The 17,461-nt window shown below is 72.3% G+C and carries 16 protein-coding genes; 7 read left to right on the plus strand and 9 right to left on the minus strand.

The genetic code is table 11. The features are described from left to right. Positions 1–11: 11 nt before the first annotated feature. The 3 genes from ABN273_RS17165 to ABN273_RS17175 are packed head-to-tail and all read left to right on the plus strand — an operon-like array spanning position 12 to position 2,880. Positions 12–1,115, plus strand: coding sequence for an acyl-CoA dehydrogenase family protein (locus ABN273_RS17165; protein ID WP_349449869.1), 1,104 nt, complete (start codon positions 12–14; stop codon positions 1,113–1,115). After that, a complete protein-coding gene (locus ABN273_RS17170; protein WP_349449870.1) occupies positions 1,112–2,074 on the plus strand; it encodes an acyl-CoA dehydrogenase family protein in 963 nt (320 codons plus the stop codon). Before ABN273_RS17165 ends, ABN273_RS17170 begins: the two co-directional genes overlap by 4 nt. Beyond that, the gene (locus ABN273_RS17175; RefSeq protein WP_349449871.1) at positions 2,071–2,880 is read left to right on the plus strand and encodes a TIGR03619 family F420-dependent LLM class oxidoreductase; all 810 of its coding nucleotides are present in this window, start codon (positions 2,071–2,073) and stop codon (positions 2,878–2,880) included. The genes ABN273_RS17170 and ABN273_RS17175 overlap by 4 nt, the downstream gene beginning before the upstream one ends. A gap of 77 nt (positions 2,881–2,957) precedes the next feature. Here the strand turns inward: ABN273_RS17175 and ABN273_RS17180 are convergent, their stop codons facing one another. The 7 genes from ABN273_RS17180 to ABN273_RS17210 form a co-directional block, all read right to left on the minus strand. Further along, complete coding sequence (locus tag ABN273_RS17180; protein WP_349449872.1) at positions 2,958–4,895, minus strand: CHAP domain-containing protein; 1,938 nt, start codon at positions 4,893–4,895, stop codon at positions 2,958–2,960. A gap of 471 nt (positions 4,896–5,366) precedes the next feature. Next, positions 5,367–6,116, minus strand: a complete 750-nt coding sequence (locus ABN273_RS17185; RefSeq protein ID WP_349449874.1) for a glucose 1-dehydrogenase — start codon at positions 6,114–6,116, stop codon at positions 5,367–5,369. Then, the gene (locus ABN273_RS17190) at positions 6,103–8,148 is read right to left on the minus strand and encodes an acetate--CoA ligase family protein (protein WP_349450111.1); all 2,046 of its coding nucleotides are present in this window, start codon (positions 8,146–8,148) and stop codon (positions 6,103–6,105) included. Before ABN273_RS17190 ends, ABN273_RS17185 begins: the two co-directional genes overlap by 14 nt. Before the next feature lie 44 nt (positions 8,149–8,192). Further along, positions 8,193–9,701 carry a class I adenylate-forming enzyme family protein gene (locus tag ABN273_RS17195; protein WP_349449875.1) on the minus strand — a complete coding sequence of 503 codons (1,509 nt, stop codon included), beginning with the start codon at positions 9,699–9,701 and terminating at the stop codon, positions 8,193–8,195. 15 nt (positions 9,702–9,716) lie between these two features. Continuing rightward, positions 9,717–10,040 (minus strand): VOC family protein, encoded by a 324-nt coding sequence (locus ABN273_RS17200; protein ID WP_349449876.1) that lies wholly within the window; start codon positions 10,038–10,040, stop codon positions 9,717–9,719. Next, positions 10,037–10,399, minus strand: a complete 363-nt coding sequence (locus ABN273_RS17205; RefSeq protein WP_349449877.1) for a Zn-ribbon domain-containing OB-fold protein — start codon at positions 10,397–10,399, stop codon at positions 10,037–10,039. Before ABN273_RS17205 ends, ABN273_RS17200 begins: the two co-directional genes overlap by 4 nt. Before the next feature lie 55 nt (positions 10,400–10,454). Further along, positions 10,455–12,173, minus strand: coding sequence for a serine/threonine-protein kinase (locus ABN273_RS17210; RefSeq protein WP_349449878.1), 1,719 nt, complete (start codon positions 12,171–12,173; stop codon positions 10,455–10,457). Positions 12,174–12,340: 167 nt separating this feature from the next. Here ABN273_RS17210 and ABN273_RS17215 point away from each other — a divergent pair, with 167 nt between their 5' ends. Further along, the gene (locus ABN273_RS17215; RefSeq protein WP_349449879.1) at positions 12,341–12,931 is read left to right on the plus strand and encodes a cysteine hydrolase family protein; all 591 of its coding nucleotides are present in this window, start codon (positions 12,341–12,343) and stop codon (positions 12,929–12,931) included. After that, the gene (locus tag ABN273_RS17220) at positions 12,931–13,662 is read left to right on the plus strand and encodes an SDR family NAD(P)-dependent oxidoreductase (RefSeq protein ID WP_349450112.1); all 732 of its coding nucleotides are present in this window, start codon (positions 12,931–12,933) and stop codon (positions 13,660–13,662) included. Before ABN273_RS17215 ends, ABN273_RS17220 begins: the two co-directional genes overlap by 1 nt. 12 nt (positions 13,663–13,674) lie before the next feature. Here ABN273_RS17220 and ABN273_RS17225 read toward each other — a convergent pair whose 3' ends face one another. Continuing rightward, complete coding sequence (locus ABN273_RS17225) at positions 13,675–14,826, minus strand: serine hydrolase domain-containing protein (protein ID WP_349449880.1); 1,152 nt, start codon at positions 14,824–14,826, stop codon at positions 13,675–13,677. A gap of 60 nt (positions 14,827–14,886) precedes the next feature. Here ABN273_RS17225 and ABN273_RS17230 point away from each other — a divergent pair, with 60 nt between their 5' ends. Together ABN273_RS17230 and ABN273_RS17235 are read left to right on the plus strand one after the other, a co-directional pair. Continuing rightward, positions 14,887–15,795: a cyclase family protein gene (locus ABN273_RS17230; RefSeq protein ID WP_349449881.1), complete on the plus strand. Its 909-nt coding sequence runs from the start codon at positions 14,887–14,889 to the stop codon at positions 15,793–15,795. A 108-nt stretch (positions 15,796–15,903) separates the two neighbouring features. Further along, the gene (locus tag ABN273_RS17235) at positions 15,904–17,046 is read left to right on the plus strand and encodes a phosphatidylinositol-specific phospholipase C1-like protein (RefSeq protein WP_349449882.1); all 1,143 of its coding nucleotides are present in this window, start codon (positions 15,904–15,906) and stop codon (positions 17,044–17,046) included. A 42-nt stretch (positions 17,047–17,088) separates the two neighbouring features. Here ABN273_RS17235 and ABN273_RS17240 read toward each other — a convergent pair whose 3' ends face one another. Then, positions 17,089–17,328 (minus strand): substrate-binding domain-containing protein, encoded by a 240-nt coding sequence (locus tag ABN273_RS17240; protein ID WP_349449883.1) that lies wholly within the window; start codon positions 17,326–17,328, stop codon positions 17,089–17,091. Positions 17,329–17,461: the final 133 nt, after the last annotated feature.

A 17,461-nucleotide genomic window follows, 5' to 3' on the forward strand; every position in this document is an offset into this window, starting at 1 on the left:
GGTTGGTTTATGTGGATCTCGACTTCTCCCCGGCCGAGCAGGGCTTCCGCGCCGAGGTGCGCGACTGGCTGAGCGCGCACGTGCCGGAGTCGCTCCCGTCCATGGACACCCCCGAGGGCTTCGCGGCGCACCGCTCCTGGGAGGCGCTGCTGGCGCAGGCGCGGTTGTCCGTCGTCTCCTGGCCCGAGGAGTACGGCGGTCGCGGCGCGTCGTTGACCGAGTGGCTGATCTTCGAGGAGGAGTACTGGGCCGCCGGAGCCCCCACCCGGGTGACCCAGAACGGGATCTTCCTGCTGGGGCCGTCCCTGATGCGCCACGGCACGCCCGAACAGCGCTCACGGTGGCTGCCCAGGATGGCCAGGGGCGACGACGTGTGGGCGCAGGCCTGGTCGGAGCCGGAGGCGGGCAGCGACCTGGCCGCGCTGACCTCCCGCGCCGAGCCCGCGTCCGGCGGCTGGCGGCTGTACGGGCACAAGACGTGGAGCTCCCGGGCCGCCTACGCCACCCACGGGTTCGGCCTGTTCCGGACGTCGGGCACGCGGCACCGGGGGCTGACGTACTTCCTGTTCCCCCTCGCGGACGTCGCCGTGCGGCCGATCGCGCAGCTCGACGGGCTGCCCGGCTTCGCGGAGCTGCACTTCGACGGGGTGTTCGCCGACGAGTCGATGGTGCTCGGTGAGGTCGGCGAAGGGTGGCGGGTCGCGATGGCCACCACCTCCTCCGAACGCGGCCTCACCCTGCGCAGCCCCGGCCGCTTCCTGGCCACCGCCGACCGGCTCGTCGCGCTGGCCCGCTCCTCGGGCGATCCCGCGCTGGCCGATCGGGCCGCCAGGTGCTGGGTGGAGGCGGAGGCGTACCGGCTGCACACGTTCGGGACGGCGCGGCGGCTCATGGCGGGGGCGGAGATCGGCTCCGCGGCCAGCATGGGGAAGGTGTTCTGGTCCGAGCTGGATCTCCGCATGCACGCCCTGGCCATGGAGCTGCTGGGGGAGCGGGCCGGGGAGACGCCCTGGCTGGACGGGTTCCTGTTCTCGCTGGCCGGGCCCATATACGCGGGCACGAACGAGATCCAGCGCAACATCGTCGCCGAGCGGGTCCTGGGGCTGCCCCGATGAACTTCGGCTTCACTGACGAGCAGCTCGCCCTGGCCGCGACCGTGCGGGACGTGCTGCGGGCGCACTGCCCTCCGGCCGCGCTGCGTTCCGAGCGGCGCCCGGCCTGGGAGCAGCTGGCCGCGCTGGGGTTCTTCGGGTTGCTCCTGCCGCCCGAGAGCGACGGGCTGGGACTCGGGCTCACCGACATCCTGCCCGCGCTGGAGGAGATCGGGCGGGCGTGCCTTCCCGGGCCGGTGGTGGAGACCGCTGTCGCGGCGCCGTACCTGGTCGGAGGCGCCCTCAAGCTGGCCTCGGGCGCGGTGTGCGTGAGCGTGCTGCTGCCCGGGCAGGTGTACGCGCCGGACGCCGACCTCGCAGACCTGATCGTCGTGGCCGCCGCCGACGGCCTGCGGCTGGTGACCAAGGAATGCGTACGTCTGACGCTCCGGCCCGGAGCGGACCCGTGCCGGCCGCTGTTCGAGGTGGCCTTCGACTTCGCCGAGGAGCTGGGCGGCACGGCCGTGCCGGCGCTGCGGCGGGCCACGGTGGCGACGGCCGCACAACTCATCGGCGTCGCCAGGGAACTGCTCGCGGTCTCGGTGGCCTACGCCAAGGTCAGGACACAGTTCGGCGCCCCGATCGGGTCCTTTCAAGCGGTCAAGCACCAGCTCGCCGACGTGGCCGTGGCCGTAGACTTCGCGGCGCCTCTGGTGTGGCGGGCCGCGCTGGCGGTGGACGGTGCCGCGGCCACCGCCGACCGGGACGTGAGCGCGGCCAAGGCCGCCGCCGGCGAGGCCGCCGTGCTGGCCGCCCGGGTGGCGCTCCAGGTGCACGGGGCCATCGGCTACACCGAGGAGCTGGACCTGCGGTTCTGGCTCGCCCGGGCCTGGTCGTTGTCGGCCGCGTACGGCACCACGGCCGTCCACCGCGAACGCCTGCGTGCCGCCGTGCTGGCCGACGACCTCCGGAGGTATCCGTGAAGTTCGGCGTGCCGCTCGGCCTGGTGCATCCGGCCGCGTGGAAGGACGTGGCGGTGGCGGCGGACGAGCTGGGGTTCGAGTCGGTGTGGTTGCCCGAGCACCTCGTCTTCGCCACCGACCTGTCGCCGGCCGCCTATCCGGGCACGTCGGAGCCGGGCATCAAGCCCACGACGCCGCTGTTCGACGCGCCCGCGTACCTCTGCTGGCTCGCCGCCCTCACCTCCCGCGTCAAGCTGGGCACGGCGGTGCAGCTCCTCGCCCTGCGCCACCCCTTCGTGTCGGCCCGTGCGTTCGCCACCCTGGATGTTGTCTCGTCGGGACGGGCCATCTGCGGGGTCGGCGCCGGCTGGTACCGCGGGGAGTGGGAAGCGGCCGGGGTCGAGTTCCGGACCCGGGGAGCGCGGCTGGACGAGGCGATCGAGGTGGTCAGGCGGCTCTGGAGCGAGCCGGTGGTCGCCCATTCCGGGAGGTTCTACTCCTTTCCCGAGGTCGCCTTCGAGCCCAAGCCGGTGCAGCGGCGGTTGCCGGTGCTCGCGGGCGGGGAGTCGGCCGCCGCGCTGCGCAGGGCGGCCCGGCTGTGTGACGGGTGGATCAGCATGCCGCACACTCTCGAGTCGATCAAGCCCCAGCTCGACCGGCTGGGGGCGGGGGTGCCGGTGACCGCGCACGCGTACTCGCTGGCCTCGCCCGACGAGGTGCCCGCCTGGGCAGCGCTGGGCGTGGAACGGCTGATCGTACGTCCCTGGACGCGCAGCCGGGACGCGGTGTCCCGGTTGGCCGCCTTCGCCGCGGACCATGGATTCTGACGGACGGCGCCGAGGCCGTTCAGGTTTGACGGGCGGCGCCGAGGCCGTTCAGATTCGACGGACGGCGCCGAGGCCGTTCAGGCGCGGTGCCGTCCCCGCCTTCTTGGCTGACCTTGGGCGCTCCTGGCCGCATGGCTGGGAGCGCCCCTGCCGGGCTGGGGTGCGGCGCTCGTGCCCGCGCCGACCAGCTCGCGGTCGCCGTCGTGCCGGGGCGGTGGCGGGGACGCGGTGGTGGCGTGGCGGCGGCCGGTCGGCGCATTGTCCTGAGCGCCGCCGACGTGGACGCCTTGAGGGCCGGGCGCCGGCCTGCGGTGGCGGCGGCCGCGGAGGGGCACGTCGGTCGCGAAGGCCGCGGGCTCCTCGACGGGGTGCTCGCGGCGGCGGCGACGTCCCCGGTAGGTGGCGCCGATGTCGAGTACGTCGCCGCTCGTGCCTCCGGGCGGGGCGAAGGCGTCGAACGCGCTGGTCGCTCCCGGGATGACGATGCGCTCGAACGGCCCAGTGTCGACGAAGCGCTCCAGCGGCCCGGTGTCCAGCACGATCTCGACCGGCCCCGTCGTGGTGGCCGGCGCGGCCGGCCGGGTGCCGAAGAGGGCCTCGAAGGACTCGCTTCCCGCGGGGGCGTGGTGGGGTGACGCCGGGTGCGCGGTGGTGGCGCGCGGTGCGGCGTCCGTGGCGAGGTCGAAGGGGCGGGTGTCGAGCGGGCGCCTGCGGTGTCTGGCACTGCGGGTGGCGGCGCGGCGGAAGGCGTCCGAGGCGCCGACGTCCCGCGCGCCAGGTGTCGCGATGCGCGGGAAAGCGTCCGCGGCCGTGTTGGGCTGGGCGTCGTAGGCGGCGGTGCGTCGGACGGCCCCCGAGGCGGTAGCGAACTCGGCTGCGGAGGTGGCGGCGAGCTCGGCGGCGGCCGAGGTGCTGGTGAGCTGGACGGTTTCCAGGGCGGTGCGCTGGGTCGTGTCCTGGGTGCTGTCCAGGCGCACGCCCGCCCGTACCGGTGTGGTCGTGGTCGTGAGCTTACGACGGCGACGGCGGCGGTTGGTGTTGGAACGGGGCGCCGTGCTCCCCGCGGCGGCCGGTACCGCACGGAGGCGGCGGGTCTTGGCCACGGCGAGCAGCGCCAGCGCGGCCACCAGGGTCGAGCCGACGAGCGTCGGGGAGGAGATGACCGGCAGCGGGCCGGTGGCCGAGGCGTCGGCGTGCGTGGGGAGGGGCTCGGCCGTTGCCGCCGTGGTGTCGGCCGTGGCCGGCTTGGCGTGCTTGGCCTTCTTGGGCTGCTGCGTCACGGCCTCGGCGGCCTTGCCGTCGGTGGCGATGCCGGTGGTGGCCTTGGGGGCGGGCGTGGCGGGGGCCTGCGGGGACTTCTTCGCCGGGGAGCTTCCGGCGAGCGGGGCGTGGGCGGGCTCCTCGATCTCGCTGCGGGGGATCAGGGCGGTGAGCGACTCGTTGCCGGGAAGCTGGAGCGTGCCAACGTCGGTGCCGGGTCCGGAGGTCAGCGCGGCCTGCTCCTCGGCCTTCTTCTGGGCCTCCTGCGCCTGATGGGCCGCCTCCTGGTCCAGGCGGTCCTTGATGCGCTCGGGGTAGCCGTACCCGACGACCTTGCTCGTGTCGCGTTCCTTGCGCTTGGCGATGCCCCCGTCGATGTTCCCCTCGATGGTGAAGATCGTGTCACCCTCGACCCTGGTCACGACACCGACGTGGTCGATGTTGTCGATGTCGTTCGTCCCGCTCCAGTCGTAGAAGACGATCGCCCCGGGCTTCGGCTTGTGGCCCCACGCGCCCTGCTCCTTGAACCACTTCGCGTGGGACACCGTCCATGCGAACTGCCCGATCCAGTCCTCGTACCCGAGCTTGTAGGCCGCCCACGAAATGTACATGTCGCACCACGGAGCGGAGCTGTAGTCGGCGTCGAACTCGACATGCTTGCCGTACCACTTGCCGAACTTGGTGTTCCCGGCCCCTTCGGAGTAGCCGAGCTGGCTCTCGAGCAGGTCGATGAACTTCTGCATCTCTGGCGTCATGGAAGTATCGGGGAACCTTCCGGGCAAGACCGGGTTTGTCAACATGAATCCGGGTAAAGGGGGTAACCCGGGACTTGTGTGACAAAACCGGAGGCTTGTCGTCTTCCGTGATGAGCGAGGCTACCTTGCGGTCAAGGTAGGTCATGCACGACCCAAGAGAGGTTCAAGCCTTTAGAGGCTAGGTAACCGCTGGTCAAAGATGTTGCCAGAAATGTCCGAGCTTCGGTGGTTTAATCCAAAAAGATCTAGCTCATGCCCAGGTGACGGCCCCTACGCCCCCAAGCCCGCCGTGGGTGGTACCGGTCCATTCGGCGGGTTGTGTCCCGGGCGTGTTGCGCGAGTGTGCTTGAGGTCGGGCTTCATAGCTCCACCCGTGAGCCGCACCGCACCGCGCGCCGGGCCTCGTGCCGGACAGCGCCGCGCTGTGCGCCGTGGCGTTGGTTTCGCCGCGGGCCTGAAGGTGAACGCCGGTCAGTAGCCGGCGCCGGTCAGGAGGCCGCCGTCGACCGTGAACTCGCTTCCCGTGCAGTAGCTGGCCCGGTCCGACGCCAGGAACGCCACCACGTGCGACACCTCCACCGGCCTGGCGAAGCGCTTGATGACCATGGACTTCACGAACGCGTCGGCGTCGACCTCGGTCATGAGGTCCGGATCCATCGCCATCGAGGTGTTGATGGCGCCGGGATGCACCGAGTTGACCCGGATCTTGAACCGGGCCAGCTCACGGGCCGCCGACTTGGTGAGCCCGCGCACCCCGAACTTGGACGCCGAGTACGCCGACAGCCCCTCGGCCCCGACGTAGCCCTCGATCGAGGAGATGTTCACGATGGCGCCGCGCCCGGCCGCCTTCATGGGGCTGATCACCGACTTGATCCCCAGCCAGGTCCCCTTGAGGTTTACGGAAATCACGCGATCGAAGTCGTCGGGCGACATGTCGGCGATGCGGCGAAATTTCAGGATCCCGGCGTTGTTGACCAGGACGTCTAGCCGGCCATGCAGCTCCGTGGCTGTCGCCACCGCCCGCGACCAGTCCTCGACGCTGGTCACATCGTGATGGACGTACGCGGCCCCCGTCTCCTCGGCCAGCGCCTTGCCCTCCTCGTCCAGCACGTCACCGAAGACCACCCGCGCCCCCTCCGCCAGGAACAGCCGCACGTGCGCCGCCCCCATCCCGCGAGCCCCGCCGGTGATCAACGCGACCTTGCCGTCAAGCAACCCCATGACGCCCTCCCGCCGCGACCGCCACCGCGGCCGCCTCCATGGAGCGGTAGACGGGGATCCCCGCCGCCGCCGCGATCCGCCTCACTGCATCCTCGACGCCCGCAGGCGCGCACTCGCCGTTCCGGGTGACGAGGGTGATCCTGGTGCCGGGCAGCGCCTCCTGCGCCCCCGCCACGGCCCGCGCGTACGCGTACAGGGGCTCGGCCGCGTCCCCGTATGTGAAGAACGCCTGGACGTTGACGTGCAGGACCACGTCGCGGTACGCCCGGTGCCGCAGCAGAGCCTCGATCACGTCAGGCACCAGAGCGGCGCGCCCCAAAGGCCCCACCGGCACCTCGAGCGGATTGCCCGAGGCCACCACGCCGAGCCCGCGCAGCGCGTCCAGCGCGTCGCCGGGCAGCGGGTCGAGCCGTACCCCGGCCAGGTCGAACGCGTCCGCCGCCAGCACGCTCGCGCCCCCGCTCGGCCCCACCACCAGCACCCCGTCGGAGCCGGAGGCACGCGAGCCGTGCGCCTGGAAGTACGCCAGCACCCCGATGAGGTCGTCCTGACTGGACACCAGCACCGCCCCGGCCTGCTCGGCCACCGCCTCCCAGACCCGCCGGTCGCTCACCAGGCCGCCGGTGTGCGAGGCGGCCGCCTCCTGCCCCTGACCGGTGCGCCCGCCGACCAGCAGCACCACCGGCGCCTCCATGGAGCGCAGTGCCTCGAACAGTTCGCGCCCGTCACGCGGATCCTCCAGGTAGAGCCCGACGGCGCGGGTCTCCGAGTCGCGGGCGAGCCAGCGGAGCAGCTCGGCGGGGGTGACGTCGGCCGAGTTCCCGACGGTGACGACCCGGCTGAACGCCAGCCCGCGCCGCTCCCCGACCTTGATCACCTCGCCCGCGAGCCCGCCGCTCTGCGAGACCAGTGCCACCGACCCGGCGGGCCCGAGACCGCCTCCCACGAACGTCTGCCGCCCCCGAGGGCAGTACACGCCCATGCAGTTGGGCCCGAGCAGCCGCGTCCCCGCCGCCCGTGCCGCCTCGGCCAGCTCCGCCTCCAGCTCGGGCCGTCCGGCCTCGCCGAACCCGCCGCTCATCACCTGCACGAACGGCACCCCGTACGCCTGCCGCACCACCTCGGCACACCGCTCGGCGGGCACGGCCACGAGGGCGTAGTCCACGTCCGCATCGGCGAGAGACGGTACGGCCGGCACCCCCGCCACCTCGGCCGCCGACGGATGCACGGCCACCAGCGGGACGCCCGCGGCCCGGTAGAAGCCGAGGAACATGTTCCCGAAGTTCGGCCTGGTCGTGGAGGCCCCGACGACGGCCACCGCACTGGGCTGGAAGAGCGGCAGGAAGTTCGTCACGGCATCGGGCGCCCCGGGCGCGACAGGTCCCGGGGCGGGCAGGTAGCGGGCATCGACCGCGATCACCCCCGAAGGGCTCGCGATGACCGGGTTCAGCTCGAACTCGCCCAGCTCCAGCCGCTCCCACAGCCCGCCAGGGCCGCCGACCGTCATGAGCAGCTTGACCACCGCGTCCACGTCCGCGGGCGGGCCGCCGCGGTGCCCGTACAGGACGGAAGATCCGCGCAGGGACGCCAGCATGCGCCGTGCGTCCTCCTCCGAGATCGGGCAGAGCCGCAGCGCCGTGTCACGCAGCGCCTCCGTCCACACGCCGCCCAGCCCGGCCAGCAGCACCGGCCCGAAGCCCGGGTCCCGTACGAGGCCCACGATGAGCTCCACTCCGGCGTCGGCCTGCTCCTCGACGAGGAAACCCGCGACCTGCAGCCTGGCCCGCATGCCGGCCGCCGCCGCCCCGAGCTCGTCCCTGGAGAGCCCGAGCGCGACGGCCCCGACGTCCGACTTGTGCACCAGTCCCGGCCCGAACGCCTTCAGCACCAGCGGCTCGGCCAGCTCCGCGGCCCGGGAGAAGTCGAGGTCGTGCACCACCACCCCGCGCGGCACCGGCACCCCGGCCTCGCTGAGCAGCGCCTTGACCTCGTGCTCGTACGCGCTCACCTGAGCAGCCTCGTACGCGCTCACCTGAGCAGCCTCGTACGCGCTCACCTGAGCAGCCTCGTACCCGCTCACCCGAGCAGCTCGCGGATCTTCCCGCGCAGCAGCTTGCCGGGTCCGCCGGAGGCGTCCTGCGAGTGCGGGAGCTCGTCGGCCACCACGATGTGGTCGGGACGCTGGTGCTCCGGCAGCGTGTCGGCCAGGGCCAGCGCCAGCTTGGACGCCTCCAGCGGGTGCCCGGCGCGCGGCACGACCGCCAGCAGGACGCGCTGCTCGGCGGCCCCTTCCGGTACCCCGACCGCGCCTGCCTCGGCCACCCCGTCCAGCGCCGCGGCCGCCTCCTCGATCACGACCGGCTGGGTCCAGACGCCGCCCTTGAGTATCGAGTCCTCCCGCCTGCCCAGCACACGCAGCACGCCGTCGGGGGAGAGGGTCCCGAGGTCGCCGCCGACGTACCACCCGCCGCGCAGCACCTCCGCCGTCCGCTCCGGCAGGCCGTCGTAGCCGGTCATCCGGTGCGGCCCGGCCAGGTTGATCTCGCCGACCTCGTCGATCACGCGGTCGCCGTTCGGGTCCGTGATCTGGACCGCGTTGCCGGTGCGGGCGCGTCCTGAGGAGCCGAGCGGGGTCGAGCCGTCGTCCACGCGACCCATGCACGTGTACGGGGCCTCGGTCTGGCCGTAGTACGAGTACACGCCCGCCTGCGGGAGCCTGGCCTTGATCCGGTCCAGCATGGTCCTGGTCAGCGGCTCGCCGCCCAGCATGATCACCTGGACGGACGACAGGTCCACGCCCTCGTGGTCGGGCGACGCGAGCAGTGCGGCGTAGAACGAGGGGATCTGCGACAGATGCGTGACCCGCTCGCGGGGGACGACGCGCAGGAAGTTCGCCGGGCCCCAGTCCTGCTCCAGCACCAGGCGCATCCCGGCGTACAGAGCCGGCCCGACGATGGCCGGGAAGCCGATGCCCCAGATGATCGCGCCCGTCCCGAACACCGAGTCGGGCCCGCGCGGCACGTCCAGCCAGATCTGCGCCGTGGCCAGGGAGGACGCGTGCGTGTGCACGACCGCCTTCGGCAGTCCGGTCGTGCCCGAGGTGTAGTAGAGCGCCAGCGGGTCGTCGTACCAGCCACTGATCGGCGGCTCCTCGTCGGAGTCGCCTTCGAGCTCCCGCACGTCGATCCACGTGGTCACGGCCGGCAGGGAGCCCCTGATCTGCTCGACCACGCCCTCGACCGTCGCGTCGTACACGAACGCCGTGCACCCCGAGGCCGCCACCACGTCACGCAGTGTCTCCACCGGCCAGTACGGGTTCAGCGCCGCCGTCACCGCCCCGATCTTGGCCTGCGCCAGGTAGACCTCGGCCACCCGCAACGTCTCGTTGAGCAGCGCCGCCACCCGCCGGCCCGGCGTGATCCCCTTCGCGAGGAGGGCGCCGGCGCGGCGGTTGACGTTCCTGTTGAGCTCGTCGTAGGTGAAGCTCTGCTCGCCGCAGTACGTGAGCGCGACCCGGTCGGGCGTGCGCAGCGCTCCGGCGGTCAGGATCGCGTGGCCGTAGTTGCCGTATGGTGATCGCGCCATGGGGGATGCCTCCAGTCAGAGGGGCTGATAGAGCACGAAGACGTTTCCTGAGGGATCGCGCAGCACGGCCCGCGCCTCGTGAGGCCCCTTCTCGGGCTCCCGCACCACCTCGCCGCCGCGTGCCGCCATCTCCCGCACGGCCTGCTCCAGGTCGCCCACCCTGAACGAGGGCGCGACCGAGGCGGTGACGTGCTCGGCGGGCCCGGCCAGCGCCACGGTGACCCCGCCGCCGTCCAGCGCCGCGAACCGGTCGCCGTCCCTGAACTTCACCGGCAGGCCGTAGAAGGCGATCGCCTCGTCCAGGTCGGCGACGGGGATCAGCACGTTGCCGAGCTTCACGCTGGCCTCCAATGAGGGAGTTCGTCGATGAATGTCACGCGTACCGGCATGCCGACGCGCACGTCGTCCGGGGCGCACCCCACCACGTGCCCGAACGCCCGCACACCCGCCGGCAGGTCCACCCAGGCCATCACGTACGGCTCCCGGCCCCGGTACCCGGGGGCGAACGAGCGGTGCACGACCGTGAACGTGTGCACGACGCCGTCGCCCGCGACCGGCTCGAACACGCGCTCGCCGGCACCGCACCAGGGGCAGTCGGCTGCGGGGAGGTGGACGCGGCGGTCGCACGACGTACAGCGCTGGACGACCAGCTCGCCGCGCGCGCAGGCGGCCCAGTACGCAGAGGTGTCACCGCTCATCGCTTGCCAAGCTAGCGCACGCTTGGTTACCCCACAAGGCCGTTCAGCGGTGCGCTTATGGCGACGGCTCCGCCAGGGGAGTCGAGAGGGGCCGGACCGACGGCGACGTGCCTGGCAAGGTGCCCAACGACGTGCCCGATGGTGTGGGCGACGGCGTGGGCGTGGTGAGGGTCGAGGTGCTGTGTTCGTGGCTGGGCGTCGGCGTGGCGGAACGGGAAGGCGTGGGGCAGGCGGGGCCGTCCACCGCGACCTCGCTCACCTGCGGCCCGTTCGCCGCGGCGGGCTCCGTCATGACGACGATCCCGAAGTAAGCCCGCCTGCCGCAGGAAACGCTCCCCGGGTCGTGCGCCACGCTGCTGGTGTAGACGGTGCTGCCCCGTAAAGTGCGGCTCTCCTGCCGTACCGTCCTGGCCACCCCGCCCTCCCCGTCCCGCCGCGTGTACGAGATCAGCACCCGCACGGGCCCGGCGCCGTCCGCGGAGACCTTGATCGTCCCCACGGTGCCGCTCCACCCCATGATGCCGGCGGCCCGGACGGCGGCGGGACGGGGCACGGAGGTCCCGCCCTGCCGGATCGTGGGAGGAGGCGGCGCGGAGCTGCTCGGCACACGAGCAGGGGAGGGGGAGGTGCGGCGGGGAGCGGTGGACGTCCGGGTACGGGTAGGCGTGGCCGCGTCGACAGGCGTCGGCCCCGGCTCGCTCGGCGTCGTCCTGGGCGGTGGCATCAGGATCGTGCCGGGCCCCGGCGGCAGCCGCCCGCCCGACACCACGAGCGCGAGCGCCACCGTGACCACCGTCGCCCCCGCCACCCATAAGTGCGGGGGCAGCCGGGGCATCCGCAGCACCCGGTTCTTCAGGGTGATCCCGGCCGCCCGGTCGGTCCTGGCCAGCGGGAACCGGAGCGCCAGCAGCGTGGCCAGCTCGCCCAGGTGCCGCCGCCCCCGCTTCTCCCACTCCGGCCCGTAGCCGGCGACCGCGTCCTCCTCCAGCTCCGCAGCGAACTGCCTGGCCGAGGCGTACCTGTCCGCCGGATCCTTGGCCATCCCGCGTTTGAGCAGGTCGCGCAGCGAGTCGGGGGCCACTTCCAGCGGCACCGGCTCCGCCAGGTGCTTGTCCCGCACCGCGGGAACGTCCAGCGCCCCTTCGTGGCTGCCGGATGGGCCCTCCTTGACCGCCCGATAGGGCGGGCGCCCCCTGACCGCCTCGAAGAGCACGCAGGCCGCCGCGTACAGGTCCGCGGACGGCCCCGCCCGGCCCTGCGTCCACAGCTCGGGGGACATGTACTCGGGGCTGCCCGCGGGCACGTCCGGCTCCTCCGCGTGCACGGCGACGCCGAAGCCGGCCAGCTTGCTGGTGCCGTCGGCCTGGACCAGGATGTTCTCCGGCTTGACGTCACGGTGCGGCACGCCCCGCTCGTGCGCGGCGGCCAGGGCCAGCAGCGTGCTCTTCAGCACGGCGAGGGCCGCTTCCGGGCTGATCCCGCGGTGCTCGGTCAGCAGCGTACGCAGTGACACGCCGTCCACAAGTTCCATGACGACGGCGGCCCGGCCGGCGGTCTCCACGTACTCGTAGATCCGGACCACGTTCGGGTCGTCGATCTCGACCAGTTCGTGGGTGTCCGACCGGAAGCGGTCCATGAACTCGGCGTCCCTGCGCAAGGTGGCGTTCAGATACTTGATCGCCACGTAGGCGCCTGTCTGCTGGTAGGTGGCGAGGAAGACGCGGCCGGTGCGTCCGGCGCCGAGCTGGCGTACTTCGCGGTAACCAGGGACCAAGTCGAACCCCCATAAGCAGCCGTCTTCGATTCGACGGTCTCACCTGGGGTTGGGGTTGTCACGACTGGAGATATTTCGCCGGGTGTTATGCGAAATGACGCTGTGTTGCGGGTGATATGCTGAGTCGTTCCCAAGCAAGCGCTCGGCTAAATCGACGGAGGTCGCCTGTGGAGCGCGTGGCCGTGCTGGTGATGGAGATGCAGCGGGGCGTAGTCGGCGATCTAACGAAATTTCCGGACCTGGTGGACGCCTGCGCGCGGCACGACGTCGTGGCCAACACCGCCCGCCTCCTCCAGGCGGCCAGATCGGCCGGGATCCCGGTGATCCACTGCACGGCCGCCTTCCGCCCCGACCGGTCCGGCTCCCACACGGACAACTGCCCGTTCATCGTCTCCCTGCTCAAGGACCCGGAGCACATGCTGGAGGGCATGCCCGCCGCGGAGGTCATCCCCGAGCTGCGGGACGGCGGCGACCTGGAGAGCCGCCGCTACCACGGTTTCTCCCCGTTCACCGGCACCTCGCTCGACATGACGCTGCGCTCCCTGGGCGTGTCCGCCGTGGTCGCGGCGGGCGTTTCGGTCAACCTGGGCATCCCGGGCCTGGCGCTGGAGGCGGTCAACCTGGGTTACCGAGTGACGGTGGTGACGGACGCGGTGGCGGGCATTCCCGAGGACTACGCGCGGGCCGTGCTGAAACACACGATCAGCCTCCTCGCCACCCGCGCCGGCACGGCGGACCTCGTCGAGAGGTGGAAATGATGGACGGGCTGCGCCTGGACGGGCGCGTGGCCGTGGTGACCGGGGGAGCGGGTGCGATCGGCGCGGCCATCGCCACGGACCTGTCCGCGCTGGGGGCGGAGGTCGTGGTCGCCGACGTGCGGAACGCGGAAGCGGTGGCCGCCGATCTGCCCGGCGGGCGGGCGGCGGTCGTGGACCTGGCCTCGCCCGCGTCCGTCGAGCAGTTCTCCGAAGCGGTGGGACAGGTGGACATCCTGGTGCACAACGCCGGGGTGTCGATCGTGGAGGCGTTCGCCGAGAGCAATCCCGCGGGCTGGGACCTCATGTGGCAGGTCAACCTGCGCGGGCCGATGCTCCTCACCAAGCTGCTCCTGCCCGGCATGCTGGCCAGGAGATGGGGGCGGCTGGTGTTCGTCTCCTCCGACGGCGCCAGGGCGGGATCCGGCGGAGAAGGGGCGTACGCGGCGACCAAGGCGGGGCTGTTCGGCCTGGCCAAGACGCTCGCCAGGGAGGCGGCCAAGGCGGGGGTCACCTCGAACGTGGTCTGCCCCGGCCCCACGGACACGCCCATGCTCCATCGGGTGTCCGCGGCCGAGCCGGGGCTGGTGGACAAGATCGCGCGCGGCATCCCGCTGCGCCGCCTCGGGACCCCCGCCGACGTGGCGGGCCTGGTCGCCTACCTGTGCACGGATCGCGCGGCCTACATCACCGGGCAGACGCTGTCGGTGAGCGGCGGCGTGACCATGCACTGAGCGGTCATGCGGTCAGAGCGAGTCGTAGACGGCCTGCACCAGGCGGAGGCCGCGCAGGTTGCCGGAGACGGCGTTGGCCATCCTGTTCATGACGTAGCCGATGGCCAGGCCGCGCTCGGGATCGCCCACGCCGAGCGAGCCGCCCAGGCCCGAGTGGCCGAACGCGGTCTCCGACGGCATCAGGAACGTCATGGACGGCCGCATGTAGCCGAGGCCGAACGAGGTGTCCAGGAGCAGGACGCGGTCGGGGCCGTGCACGCGGGGGCGTACGGCCTCCCGCAGCGTCTCGGGGCGCAGGAGGTCGCCCGCGATCAGCGAACGGTAGAACCCGGCCAGCCCCCTGGCCGTGGTCACGACCCCGGCCGCGGGCCAGCCCGCCCGCAGGATGACGGGGTGGTTCGCGCCGCCCTTGAGGAGGTGCATGCCGGGGTTGCCGAGCGAGCGGTTCATGAGGCTCTGCGGATCGAGCGCCGCCTTCGCCATCTCGGCCAGCACATCCGGCACCCCGCCGGTGGCCTCGGTGACCGCTGCGCGGGGGCGTTCGCCTGCCTTGAGCCGGGCCGTGCGGGCGATCACCGAGTCCGGCGCCCCCACCCAGAGCTCCAGCCCCAGCGGCTCGGCGATCTCCGCGGCGACCAGCTCGCCCACCGACTTGCCGGTGACCCGCCTGATCACCTCCCCCACCAGGAACCCGTACGACAGCGCGTGATACCCGTGCGCCGACCCCGGCTCCCACAGCGGAGCCTGACCGACGAGCCGGGCCGCGATGGCCGCCGGATCCCCGAACTCCGCCACCGGCACCGGCTCCTCCACCACCGGCAACCCGCTCTGGTGAGTGAGCAGGTGCTCGACGGTGATCGCCCCCTTGCCCCGGGCCGCGAACTCCAGCCACACATCCGCGACCGCCCCGGAGACGTCCACCAGCCCCCGCTCGGCGAGCTGCAGCAGCACGGTGGCGGTGATCGCCTTGGTGCAGGAGTAGGCGAAGGCAGGCGTGTCGCCCTCCCACAGCCGCCCCGTGTGCCGGTCCGCCACACCGCCCCACAGATCCACGACCGGCTCGCCGTCCAGGTAGACGGCGAAGGCGGCGCCCAGCTCCGCGCCGTCGGCGAGATGCCGGTCGAACACCTCGCGTACGCGGGAGAACCGCGGATCGCAGTGCATCGGACCTCCGGAGCAGGGTTATCCGCGCCAGGCGGCGCGCAGGAGAAAGGGAGCGCTTACTTGGTTCACGAGCCTAACAACTGGGGACGATTCGGCCCAGACGATCAGCGCGGCACCCTCAACCTGCTCACCCCGGCCGTGGTGCTCGAAGCCCTGAGCAGCGCCACCACGGGCGAGGTGCTCAGCCTGGCCATGCCGATCAGGGGCGCCACCTCCTCGCCCGCCCCCACGACGGTGCCGCACCTGCCCGGCCGCCCGCTGCCGCAGCACTTCATGTCCGTGGACGGCGGCGACTACGCGGCCGGCGCCCGCCCGATCGGGGAGGGGCTGTACGTGGCCGACGACGCGCTGGTCGTCAGCCATCACGGCACCACGACCCATATGGACGCGCTGTGCCACATGTGGTCGGGCGACGAGCTCTACAACGGCCATCCGGCGGCCAGGGTCCGCTCCTACGGCGCGACCAGGTGCGGCATCGAGCAGGTGGGCGGCGTGGTCGCCAGGGGGGTGCTGTTCGACGTGGCCCGCCACCTCGGCCTCGACCACCTGCCCGCGGACTTCAGGATCCCGGCGGAGCTGCTGTCGGAGATCGCCACGCCACGACCGGGGGACGCCGCGGTGATCCGTACCGGCTGGCCGCTGGTGTGGCGGCGCTCGCACGAGGAGTACTGGGCGGGCCAGCCGGGGCTGTCCGCGGCGGCGGGCCGCTGGCTCGCCGCGCACGACGTGTCCGTGGTGGCCTCGGACAACGCCGCCATCGGCGGGCTCAACGCCCAGGGGCTCGCCGACGAGGACCTCGCCGACGACCTGCACCTCATCCTGCTCCACCGGCACGGCGTGCACCTCGTCGAGATGCTCTGGCTGGAGGAGCTGGGGGCCGCCGGCCGTACGGAGTTCGTCTTCGTGGTGGCGCCGCTCAGGATCGAGGGCGGAACCGGCAGCCCGGTCACTCCCCTGGCCATCCTCTGATCCGGACGCTTCCGCATATTTTCCGGCGCATTTGGATATTTCGTGATCAGCCGTTCACCCCTGCCCCCAATGGTCTGTCCCGGTAAGACTCCCCGTGCTAGGAGACCCATGCGCCGCCTCGCCCTCATCGGCATCGCCGCCACCGCCCTGACCGCGCTCGCGGCCGTACCAGCCGCCGACGCCGCCACGGCGGGACGCGGCCCGCTGCGGATCAACCAGATCCAGACCATGGCCACCCACAACAGCTATCACCGCGAGCTGACCGACGCCGAGAAGGACGTGCAGCGCAGGACCGACGCCAACTGGTGGAACCTGCAGTACTCGCACACCGCCCTGCCGAACCAGTTCACCGCCCAGCACGTGCGCGGCATCGAGCTGGACGTCTTCCCCGACCCCAAGGGCGGCCTGTACACCAACCCGCTGGTCAGGCGGGACGCCGGGCTGCCGCCGCTCAACGACCCCGCGCTGGCCAAGCCCGGGTTCAAGGTGCTGCACTGGGCCGACCACGACTACGGCACCAACTGCTCGGCCCTGGCCACCTGCCTGCGCCAGGTGCGCGAATGGTCCGATGCCCATCCTGGGCACGTGCCGCTGACGATCCTCACCGAGCTCAAGAGCACCGACCCGGCCAAGGAGGCGATGGGCGGCGCCAAGAGCCCGGCGTGGGACGCCGCGCTGATGGACGCGCTGGACGCCGAGATCCGCTCGGTCTTCCCTGACGACCGGCTCATCACGCCCGACGACGTCCGCAGGCCGGGGCTCACCCTCGAACAGTCCGTGCTCCAGCACGGCTGGCCGGAACTGTCGTCCTCGCGGGGCAAGGTCATGTTCTTCATGGACAACCAGGCCGAGGCCATCCAGAAGCCCTATCTCACGGGTCACCCCAGCCTGGAGGGGCGGGTGCTGTTCACGAACTCCCGGCCCGGCCGCGCGGACGCCGCCTTCATCGGCTGGAACGACCCGCAGGGCACGAACACCGCGCAGATCCAGGACTTCGTGCGGAAGGGCTACTACGTGCGCACCCGCTCCGACGTGCCGTTCACCGAGGCCAGGTCGGGCGACACGAGCCGGCTGAAGGCGGCGCTGGACAGCGGCGCGCAGATGGTCAGCACGGACTTCCCCGTGATCGGCCTGTCCGCCAGGAACGGCAGCGACTACGTGGCCGAACTGCCCGGCGGCGCCACGGTCCGCTGCAACCCGGTGAACGCGCCCGCCGGCTGCCAGGACCGCACTCTGGAGCGCGTGCGCTGAACCGTTCTCCCCGATGTACGGGACGGACCGATCAGGCGACCTCTATGAACTCACGACCGGGGCGGTGCTCTCGCGCACGATCAGCCGGGTCGCCGGCTCGACGCGCAGGGTCTCCGGCTGCTCGCCGTTGATGAGCTGGACGAGGAGCCTGACGGCCATGCCGGCCATGTTCGTCGGCGGCTGGCGCACGGTGGTCAGCGGCGGGGCGATCCACTGGACAGCCAGCGCTGGTAGAGGGGTGCGTACAGTAGCTCGAGCGCCAGATCGAGGGCGACCGTGCATCAGCCTCGCTCGGCCAACCTGGCCGCGCTCATTCCTGGCATCACCCGCGCCGGACGCACCGTGGCGTTCACCGCCGAGACCATGGCCACCGCCCACGGCATGCTCCAACTGCTCGCCCTGCTCACCCACGGCG

It is taken from the genome of Nonomuraea sp. B19D2 (assembly GCF_040137845.1).
Taxonomy (GTDB): Bacteria; Actinomycetota; Actinomycetes; order Streptosporangiales; family Streptosporangiaceae; genus Nonomuraea.

Bases quoted from the DNA above. Each gene is read 5' to 3' on its own strand.
- ABN273_RS17180 (WP_349449872.1), bottom strand. From the start codon at position 4,895: ATGACGCCAGAGATGCAGAAGTTCATCGACCTGCTCGAGAGCCAGCTC.
- ABN273_RS17240 (WP_349449883.1), bottom strand. From the start codon at position 17,328: ATGCACGGTCGCCCTCGATCTGGCGCTCGAGCTACTGTACGCACCCCT.
- ABN273_RS17220 (WP_349450112.1), top strand. From the start codon at position 12,931: ATGGACGGGCTGCGCCTGGACGGGCGCGTGGCCGTGGTGACCGGGGGA.
- ABN273_RS17225 (WP_349449880.1), bottom strand. From the start codon at position 14,826: ATGCACTGCGATCCGCGGTTCTCCCGCGTACGCGAGGTGTTCGACCGG.
- ABN273_RS17205 (WP_349449877.1), bottom strand. From the start codon at position 10,399: ATGAGCGGTGACACCTCTGCGTACTGGGCCGCCTGCGCGCGCGGCGAG.
- ABN273_RS17195 (WP_349449875.1), bottom strand. From the start codon at position 9,701: ATGGCGCGATCACCATACGGCAACTACGGCCACGCGATCCTGACCGCC.
- ABN273_RS17235 (WP_349449882.1), top strand. From the start codon at position 15,904: ATGCGCCGCCTCGCCCTCATCGGCATCGCCGCCACCGCCCTGACCGCG.
- ABN273_RS17185 (WP_349449874.1), bottom strand. From the start codon at position 6,116: ATGGGGTTGCTTGACGGCAAGGTCGCGTTGATCACCGGCGGGGCTCGC.
- ABN273_RS17170 (WP_349449870.1), top strand. From the start codon at position 1,112: ATGAACTTCGGCTTCACTGACGAGCAGCTCGCCCTGGCCGCGACCGTG.